The 8,214-nt window shown below is 62.8% G+C and carries 5 protein-coding genes and 1 pseudogene; 2 read left to right on the top strand and 4 right to left on the bottom strand.

The window, feature by feature from the left end; genetic code table 11:
- Both CVM52_RS27080 and CVM52_RS21450 read left to right on the top strand, forming a co-directional pair.
- Nucleotides 1–282, top strand: a pseudogene (locus CVM52_RS27080) (calcium-binding protein); the annotation flags it as partial.
- Between the two features lie 588 nt (nt 283–870).
- A complete protein-coding gene (locus CVM52_RS21450) occupies nt 871–2,934 on the top strand; it encodes a hypothetical protein (RefSeq protein ID WP_133119925.1) in 2,064 nt (687 codons plus the stop codon).
- Between the two features lie 1,153 nt (nt 2,935–4,087).
- Here the strand turns inward: CVM52_RS21450 and CVM52_RS21455 are convergent.
- From CVM52_RS21455 to CVM52_RS21470, 4 genes are all read right to left on the bottom strand, one after another.
- A complete protein-coding gene (locus CVM52_RS21455) occupies nt 4,088–5,224 on the bottom strand; it encodes an ATP-dependent DNA helicase (protein ID WP_240621023.1) in 1,137 nt (378 codons plus the stop codon).
- Between the two features lie 348 nt (nt 5,225–5,572).
- Nucleotides 5,573–5,974 (bottom strand): helix-turn-helix domain-containing protein, encoded by a 402-nt coding sequence (locus tag CVM52_RS21460; RefSeq protein WP_100164431.1) that lies wholly within the window; start codon nt 5,972–5,974, stop codon nt 5,573–5,575.
- Nucleotides 5,975–6,275: 301 nt separating this feature from the next.
- On the bottom strand, nt 6,276–6,929 hold the full coding sequence (locus CVM52_RS21465; RefSeq protein ID WP_100164432.1) for an ABC transporter ATP-binding protein: 654 nt from the start codon (nt 6,927–6,929) through the stop codon (nt 6,276–6,278).
- 97 nt (nt 6,930–7,026) lie between these two features.
- Nucleotides 7,027–8,214 (bottom strand): KpsE/RkpR family capsule polysaccharide export protein (locus CVM52_RS21470; RefSeq protein ID WP_100164430.1); only part of this gene is annotated, 1,188 nt, incomplete at its 5' end.

An 8,214-nucleotide genomic window follows, 5' to 3' on the forward strand; every position in this document is an offset into this window, starting at 1 on the left:
CGCGGCGCCGATCTCCTGGCCGGCGGGCGCGGCGACGATCACCTGACCGGCGGCGCCGGCGCCGACAGCTTCCGCTTCGGTGCCGATCACGGCCGCGACACCATCGCCGATTTCACCCCCGGGCGCGATCAGCTGCACCTGGCGCTGCCGGGGATCGGTTTTGCCGACCTCACCTTGCGCGCCGCCGGCACAGACACGGTGATCCGCACCGACGCCGGCCGGATCCGGCTGGAAGATGTCGCCCCGGCCGCGCTGGATCCGGGGGATATGCTGTTCGGCTAGCGCACAGTCAGAAACGCCTCGCGCGACCCCCCGGTCCGGCCCGGCATGGGAGCTTTCGTTCCCCGGATATCGCGGCGCCAGACTCGATCCCCATCGTCGTCCACGCGGCTTTCTAGGGCTTCGACACGCGCCATGTATGCCCGCCCGCGCCCCTCGGCGGAGCGCGCCATTCCTCCCCCCGATCCGACGAAACCGGCGCACATGCCGGCGCAGCGGGATCGCTGGTGGCCCGGAGCACGCCGAGTTTCGATGCCGCCCACCAGCCGTGATGTGCCACACGCCACTCCAGGGAACAGAGCAAGGGCCACAATCCGCGGCAGGCACCGCACGAAAATCAGCGAAAGAGCCCGAGAGGACAGCGGCCGTTCACTTCGCTAGCACCGGTCAACAACACGCTGCCTGGATATAGAATTTTTCTGCGTGCATTTCGGCACTTGACCTGGCTCTGCCGCTGCCCACTACATGGCATGCGTGGACGTCGCGCGCTGACATTCGCTCCGCTCCACAGAGTCTGACCCTGTTTTTACCTTGCAGCGGCTGCCCTTCGGCGCAGACCAATCTCGACGCGAGCGTGCATCCGGATCCGATATGGGCACACATCCTGAACCTTTGTCGCCGGAAACTGTCTTCCTGCAGCGGCTGCGGGCCAACAAGAGCGCTCTTTTCGAAGAGGGTCACCCGGATGACGCGACCAGCGACATGGGCTTCGTGAAACGCGTCAACGGATTGCTCGCCCTTGAAACGAGAATGCTTGACCTGCAGCACAAGAAACTCCAAGGCGCACTAAAGCTGAGCAACAGATCGCACAGCCGCTTGCCCGCAGATCTCACAGCTGCCATCGGCAGTCGCGGCGAGCTGAAAACCTACGGCGAGTTGATTGCCTTTGGGCACTGGCTCTTCCTCGACAACATGCCAGGTGTCACACCGACCGGTGGCCGGAAGGTAAACCCCCGGACGCTGCTGAAGACCGTAGCCGCCGCGCTCTTGATCCACGCGAAACCGGGAGCGGGCGGGTGTCGGAAGATACGGATCACCAAGAAGACGTTGAGCGAAAACTGGTCCAGGTTATTCCGCGAGACCGCAAAACATTCCGACTTCGACGCGCGGCTCAAGACCATGCGACGACTGGTGCCAGCCTATCTCAATCATATCAAGAACCGCAGGTTCAGTCCGGGCGGAAAGCTCATCACACGCGCTCCCCGGATCAAAGCCATCGCCGCGTCCCTCGACGCGACAAGATCGGCGCCTCCCAGCGCGCCGCAGGCGCAAATGCCGATATCGCAGCCAGTGGCACTATCGCCGGCGACGCATACCGCCGCAGCAGCGCTCCCAGCAGGCTTCACATTCTTCCTGACCTATTCCTCCCCGGCGACCGAGACGGAATATCGGCAACGGTCGACCGGCGCGCTCGGCCAGGCCGAGCTTGTCTATCGCGTCGAACCACTGCAGGCCTCTGAGCCCGGCGCGAAGATCAGGGCCGATCGCCGCAACAGCCTGGTGCTGACGCCTGATCTCGCACTGCGGAAAAACTTTCGCACCGTCGCCCTGATCGACCGCATGGTGGTGCTGCTCGACACTCGAAGAACGACCAGCTCTGCGCATATCAAAAAATTGCTGAACGCCGGAGCGGGCCGCGACGCCTATGTTCAGGATCGGACGCGATACCCGGCTAGAAATGCGACAGATTGGCGATCATGCCTGCCTCCACTCGCCCCCGCGAAGACCGCCGGGCAACATTTCGCGATCCTGCTTCAGGATCCGACACCGGAAGCGCTCCGCGAGACGCTCGACGTGATCGACGCGAACTGCCGGATTACCGGGCAACCGTCCCTGTTCCTGGTCGAACTGTCGCTGGATTTCTATCCGCGATCAGATAAATCGCCGGATCAGTGCCTCTTGCTGCGCGAGCAACTCGTCGGCGCACTTCAGCGCCATCAATGGTGTTCTCCCGCGGCAATCGCCGGTATCACAGCGTATTCGCCAAGCCATTCCGATGCGCGCCAGGTCTATCCGGATCCCAAGACCGGGACGGGGAGGCCACATTTTTTCTTCTCAAAGCGGGCACAGTCCCGCACCATGTCGGATACACAGCTCGATGTTGAACTGGTCAGAACGCGCATCCTTGGCGCCGGCCGCGGCAAGGACCTCCATCTCGACGCGACAATCTACCAGGGCGCCGCGCATGCCGAGTTGATGATCAGCGTCCAGCATAAGATCGCGGACCGGCGCAACCCCGCGCGACAAACATCCATGAAACTGCCTGAGCCGGAGCGCCGCGGCCGTGTCGAGCTGACCATCCTGGGCGAAGAGAAACTCCGCGCCTATGGTATCACCGGCGTGAACGACCTGGGAAAAATAGACTTTAGAAACATGCGACGAAACATGCTCCACTTCCGCCTGCCCATCTGCCAACACGACGCTGCGGCGCTGGAGGACACCAAGACCCAGCTACAAAGCCGGGGCGTCTACGGGGTCGACCTTGCGGCACGCGCGCGCGCCATCGAGGCACGCGGGGGCTCCAGACCGCCGCGACAGCCGTTGAAGGCCCCCAGGGAGGGTCTAAGCCTGGTGGACTGGACCGAGGCCAATGACGCAGCCGGCCAGGCCCTCGACCGGCTGCAGAGGCAGTGGCGCGGCTTCTCCTGGAGGTAGACGGTCAGGATTGACCGCCGCGGCTCGCGCCGCATCTTAGGGCCGGACTCTGTGTCGGCCATGATACGTGCTCTCTGCCTCCAAGGGGGTGGAGGGTATGAGAGGAGAGGCAGAGGTGTAACTTGGTGTGTAGGCATCGAGTATGTGAAGAGAAGTGCCTTACAGCACAGTTATTAGGGCGCCCGACGATGCCGACGCCGGGCAGTTCTGACCGACTGCCTAAAGTAAGCACTTACTAAAGAAACCACGACCATTATCTTGTTCGACTGGGTCTGCAAAGGGCCTCCAGGGGCAAAGAAATTCACCCCCCCTGGCGCCGCGTTTGGAGCTAATCAATGCTCAGTCTTGAAACCCCGCTGAGACGCGTCTCAGGCCCGCCCGATACCGCTCAACCGGGATGTCCCCTGTTGATCGGCTCGGCTGCCTTCAGGCGTCCCCCACCCGAAATCACGTCGGACCAGTTGAGAGATGGGCTGGCGGCCTTCAGAAGATGGCAGCCCAGTCCTGTCACACGGACCAGCCAGGCCGCAGGCTTGCATCTCCGCCTCCCACACTGGGAGTATCGAGCCTCGCAGTTGGAGACGAATGAAAACGCCAAGTCGTCCGAGGCTCCTCCTGCAAATCGAAACACGCGCTCCGTCTGGACATGCCGTCTGTGTTTTTGAGATGCTGTTACTGTGGCGCGACCGGGGCAAGCCATGCCAGCAAGGGCCGGCCGCACGCATGACGGAAAAAGCCCGCCGCCACCTTGTTCTTGAAGCTAGTCCTGATCAAAATCCGGACAGGCGTTTCCCCGGCCATCGCCCTGCCTAACCAACTGGGGATTAAAAGAAACCCGGGGACAGGATCAAACGATCGGCACCGTAAAGGTTTCCTCTTTGTCAGCGGATCGACGCTTGATGACCCTATCAGGGATACCATCTTATCGGCGCAGCGGAACCATGAACGCCGCTTTATGGAACCACGTGGAACCTCTGTCAGCGACGCAGATCGCGCAGAGCCCGATCGAGAAAAGCTGGGGGCTTGCCGCTCGGAAATGCTCAGCGGACTGCTTGTGTCGCTCGCGGGACAGGGGGATCTCCCCTGCCCCGGACCAGCGATCAGAGCGCAGCACTTGCCGCACTACGGCATCTGGCGACCACGATTTAGCGCGTCACACCAAGATCGTCACACGGTCGATCGCACGCGTAATCGCAGTATAGAGCCACTTCTGGGGGCTTGCGCGAAACACCTCGCTCTCATCGACAATGAAGACGTTGGACCACTGACTGCCCTGCGCGCGGTGAACGGTCAGCGCGTAGCCGAAGTCGAAATGCTGCGTCCGGCCGTAGTGCTTTGCCTCCACCGCACGACCAGGATGCAGAAACTCATCCGGATTGATCAATACGCGCACCTCACGGCTTCCGGCATGATCAAGTGACTGGAGCATCAGCGGCATGTAACCGTGGGGGGACTTACCCTCGGGGAGATCAATTACACGATACAGCCCGCCATTGTAGATCTGCAGCCTATGATCATTCTGCCGGCAGACGAGGCGATCCCCGATACACGGCAATGCGCTCTTGAAGCCGAGACTTTCGCGGATAACGGAGTTGTAGCTCAGCCGCGTGTCATTCCGCCCCACGATGACCTGGTCCGCCCCCAGGATATCTTCCGTATCGAGGTCGTCCAGCACTACAACGCGGCTGGTGCCATAGGTTCCGCGGATCAGAGACCTTCCCTCCCGGACATCCATTGCCAACCTCTGAATCGGACTGTTCTTTGCCTGGCGGTGAACCTCGGTCAACATCACATCCGGTTTCGCGTCGGTAAAAAACCCTTCGCCTTTCACCGGCGCAAGCTGGGCGGGATCACCCAGCACCAGAATAGGCCGGCCAAACGACATCAGATCTTTCGCGACGACCTCGTCGACCATGGAACATTCATCCACCACAATCAGGACCGCATCGGCGGCGTCACTCTCGGCGTTCAACTCGCCGAGGAAAGAGCCGTCACGTTTCCTTTCCCAGGAGTAAATCAACTGGTGAATGGTGGTGGCTCCCTCGCAGCCATTCTGCTGCATCACGTGCGCGGCCTTGCCAGTATAGGCCGCATAAACGACAGGCCCATTCAACTCGGCGGCGAGATGCCGGGCGATCGTCGTCTTGCCCGTCCCGGCGAAACCAAAAAGGCGAAATACCTGCTGGTCTCCGGTTCCGGACTTAAGCCACTTGGCAACTTTATCGAGAGCAGCCAACTGCTGCGAGGAAAACGTAGGCAAACTTCCATACATGATATTATGCACTTTCATTGCACAGAGTTTCGTTCGCCGACCCGAGGTCGACGAGCATGGACTGTTAAACTTGAAGATGCGGACATGACGCCCACCGTCGTAGTGGTGGTGCCCGGTCCGGGGACATTCCGCCGAAAGTCTGGCTTCGCCTTACGGCACGACCTCAGCTATATCTCCTAATAGCGAGATTTTCGGGTGACTGCACAAAGGTAAATCACAATTTCGTGAGAATTCGGGTCCGGCACACGGCGGAAAATGGTCGCGTGCAAGGTTGGTCTCAAGTCGCTGTAGTTGTTGATCCCGCTCTGGGCGGCCGCCAAGGCGCGCTCAACAGGTGTCAGCGCGCCCTTGGTCATACATGAGGTTTCACCGCCCGAAGATGGCGTTAATTGCGGCCTGCGACCTGCTGGTGAGCCGTGGATCGCTGTGGCCTGACGCCTCGCGGATCGCCTCGACCCAGGCGCGCTCGTTGAGCGTGACCGGCACCCCGAAGATCTCCACGACTGCCTCGGCAGCGGTGCGCCCGATCGCCTGCTCCAGCGCGAGCCCCATGAGATAGGCGGGGTCGCATTCCAGCGCGCGCGCCAGCGCCGGCACACGGTCCAGGGCGACCTTGGAACTGCCCTGCTTGATCATGGTGACCATGTTCGCGTTGACATAGCCGGCCTCGGCAGCGATGTCGGCCTGGCTTTTCTTGGGCTTCAGTTCGAGCACCCGGCGCTCGATAAAGGCCACCAGCCGGGTGTTCTCGTAGGGCTTCTTGGTCATCGTCATTCTCGCAGATGTGACACAGCTTGTGCTGCATCTTTCTGTTATAGCGATGACGTTGTTGGCGATGCTCAACGGGAAAACATCTTTTTCATCCGGCGCAATCCAGCCAGACGGGTCTAAGAGAGGCCTGTCGTGATTTCATCTGCAGGCTTGTCCTGGACCACGGATAGCACCAAGCTCGGCAATCGAGATCGGCCAAAAGCGGCGCTTTGGATCGGGTTTAAGCGCCACTTCCGCCGCGCCTGTGAGACCCCGATAATGTCCGGTAAACTTGCCTTATCGGCCCCCTGCCCCGCGGTCAGGCCATCAGCGCCTGGTGCTGGGCGATCGCCTCTTCCAGATCCTCGAAATACTGCATCTGGCCGTTTTCCAGCACGATGCCGGCATTGCAGAATTCGCGGACCTGGTTCATCGAGTGATTGACCATGATCGCGTCGGAATGGCGCATCCGGTCGGCAAAGACCGCGCGGCTCTTGCGGCGGAAGGCGGCATCGCCCACCGCGGTGGTCTCGTCCACCAGATAGGTGTCGAACCGGATGCCCATCGAGGCGCCGAAGCCCAGCCGCGAGCGCATGCCCGAGGAATAGCTGCGCACCGGCATGTGGAACGAGCGGCCAAGCTCGGCAAAATCCTCGACAAAGGCCAGCAGCCCGTCAGTGTCGACGCCGTAGATCCGGGCGATGAAGCGGATGTTCTGCGCCCCGGTCAGCTCGCGGTGGAACGAGCCGCCAAAGCCCACCGGCCAGGAAATGCTGCCCTCGGTGACGATGCGCCCCGAATCCGGCCGCATGGTGCCGGCGATCATCTGCAGCAGGGTCGATTTGCCGGCGCCGTTGCGCCCCAGCAGCGCCAGCGACTTGCCGGTCGGCAGCGCCAGGTTCAGGTTGTCGATCACCACCTTGCGCTCGCCGCGGATGCGGAAACTCTTGGTCAGGTTCTCAAAGCGGATCACGGCGCCGGCTCCGTCCGCGCCGGGGGCCGCCACCGCATGGCGCCCTGCCCTTCCCTCACCAATGCCTTTCCGGATCCGGGTGCAGCCCCCATCGCGCTCAGCTCCGGTCGCGGATCGAGTAATAGATCAGCGCCGCGATCGCCCAGACCAGCAGCAGGAACAGCGCCGCCAGCGCCGCCAGCACGACGCGCTGGGGATATTCCGAGGCATCGGCCCGGGTCGGGGTGATATAGGTGGCAAGATAGCGGCTTTGCCGGGTGGCGTCGTCGCGCGCCACCTCCAGCGCGGTCAGCGCCGCGCGATAGGCCTCCTCGGCATATTCGCGGTCGACGCTCAGGCTTTCATATTCGGCGATCAGCGAGGGGTAATCCTCGCCCACCCCGCCGGTCTCGGTGCTGTCGCTGGCAAAGCCCTGGCGCTCGATGCGGATCCGTTCGCGGATCACGTCGATGCGCTGCTGCGCCTTGGTCACCCGCGGATCGGTCTCGGGCGCGGTGCCGCGCAGCAGGTCGTATTCCACCAGCGCCTCGGCCAGCTGCTGCTGCAGGTTGTTCAGCACGCCCATGCGGCCCTGGATGTCGGATTCAGGGTCTACGATGCGGGTTCGGGTGCGGAACCGGGTCAGCGCCTCGCGCGCCGCCTTCAGCTGCGCCACCGCCTCTTCGACATCGGCGCGGGCATAGCGCATGGCGTCTTCGCGGGCCTGGTTGTTCAGCGCGTTGATCCGGTCCTGGCTTTCGCGCAGGATCACCCGCGCCACCGCCTGCGCGGTGTCGGGGTCAAAGCCGGTCACGGTGACCTCGGTCAGGCCGGTGCCGGAATCATAGGAGATGCCGGTGATCCGGTGCCAATACCAGACCAGGTCCTCCATCGTCGCGTCGGGCCAGATGCCGAACACCCAGTCGCGCGGCCAGACGGTGGAATAGCGCGCCCGGATGCCGACCTCGGCCTCGACCGCCTCGACCATCTCCTGGCTCTGGATGAACTCGTAGAGGATATCGCTGTCCGAGGCGGTGGAGCCGCCGGCGAATTGCGCCAGCCCGCCCAGCAGTTCGGTGGCGCCGCCGCTTTCCTGACTACGCACGGTAAAGCCGGTGGTCGACAGATACTGGTCGCTGGCCGCGGTCCAGAGATAGAGGATCACCGCCGCCAGCGGCGCCAGCACCATCAGCAGGAAGCTGGCCACCAGCCCCCAATGCCGCCGCTTCATCCGCGCCGGCGCCGCGATCGGCTGCACCTCGACCACCGGCGGCGGTGTCGCCTGGCGCAGCGCCTTGCCGCCGCC

The organism is Pseudooceanicola lipolyticus (assembly GCF_002786325.1).
Lineage (GTDB): Bacteria > Pseudomonadota > Alphaproteobacteria > Rhodobacterales > Rhodobacteraceae > Pseudooceanicola_C > Pseudooceanicola_C lipolyticus.